Raw genomic sequence first — 1260 nt, 5'->3', positions numbered from 1 at the left:
CGACGTCAATGCCGCCGGCTCCAGCGTCGACAACGCGGCGGGGGTGACGACGAGGTGGCTGACCTGGGCCGCGCGAAGCCGGTCGGCGAGTTCGGCGCCGCCGACCACCGTGGGCGGTACGACCACGAGCCGCGCGCCGACCGCGAACGCGGCGAGCTGTTCGAACACCGCGGCGTCGAAGCTCGGCGAGGCGATGTGCGCGATCCGGGCCTGCGCGGTCAGCGCCAGGGTTTCCCGCTGCGCGGCGACGAGGTTGCCCAGTCCGCGGTGGGTGACGGCGACCGCCTTCGGGGTGCCGGTCGAGCCGGACGTGTAGATCAGGTAGGCGGGATCGTCCACGTGCACGGCCGCGGCGCGCGGCCGCTGCGGGACGAGTGCGAGACGCGTGTCGGCGTCCGGGCCGTCGAGCACCAGCCACCCGACCGAGCCGGGCAGGCGGTCGTGGTGCGCGGTCACGGTGACGCCCAGGACGGCCCCGGAATCGGCGAGCATGTACTCGATCCGTTCCTGCGGGTGCCGCGGGTCGACGGGCACGAACGCCGCTCCGGTCCGTGCGACCGCCCAGACCGCGAGCACCGATTCGAACGATCGGGTCAGTGCCAGGGCGACGAGGGTGCCGGGACCGGCGCCGCGCGCGGTGAGCGCGTCGGCGAGCAGCGCCGCGCGGGCGTCGAGCTCGCGATAGGTGACCTGCCGGTCGTCGGTGACCACGGCGACGGCGTCGGGTCGCGCGGCCGCGGCGGCGTGCAGCAGCTCGGGCAGGGTCACCGGGGTGACGGGCTGCGGGCCCGCGCTGGTGCGCAGGTCGTCGGCCTCCTGCGCGTCGAGCAGGTCGACGTCGCCGATCGCGGCGTGCGGGTTCTCGGCGACCGCCGTCAGCAGCCGGCCGAAGCGGGCGGCGAGGGTCCGCGCGGTGCCGTCGTCGAACAGGTCGGTGGCGTAACCGAGCGTCACCTCGAGACCGGCGGGTTCGCCGTCGGCGGTCGTGCGTTCGCGCAGTGTCAGGCTCAGGTCGAAGGGTGAGGCCTCGTGGGCGACGTCCTGCAGCTCGATGCGCAGGCCCGCGACCTCGAGCTCCGGCTCCTCGAAGTTCGCCAGCGCGAGCGAGACCTGGAACAGCGGGTGGTGCGCGGTGGACCGGGCCGGGCGCACCGCCTCGACCACCTGATCGAAGGCGACGTCGGCGTGGGCGAACGCGGCCAGGTCGGCCTCGCGCACCTGCGCCACCAGGTCGGCGAAGGCGACGTCCGGCCGCACCGG

Annotated in this window: 1 protein-coding gene; it reads right to left on the bottom strand. The window is 75.2% G+C overall.

What is annotated here, in order from left to right:
• Nucleotides 1–1260: AMP-binding protein (locus tag CQZ88_RS30215; protein ID WP_219727526.1), on the bottom strand; the 1260-nt coding region annotated here is incomplete at both ends.

The sequence above is a fragment of the Rhodococcus sp. ENV425 genome, assembly GCF_002887785.1.
Lineage (GTDB): Bacteria > Actinomycetota > Actinomycetes > Mycobacteriales > Mycobacteriaceae > Rhodococcus > Rhodococcus aetherivorans.
This window is presented reverse-complemented; position numbering and strand designations above follow the sequence as displayed.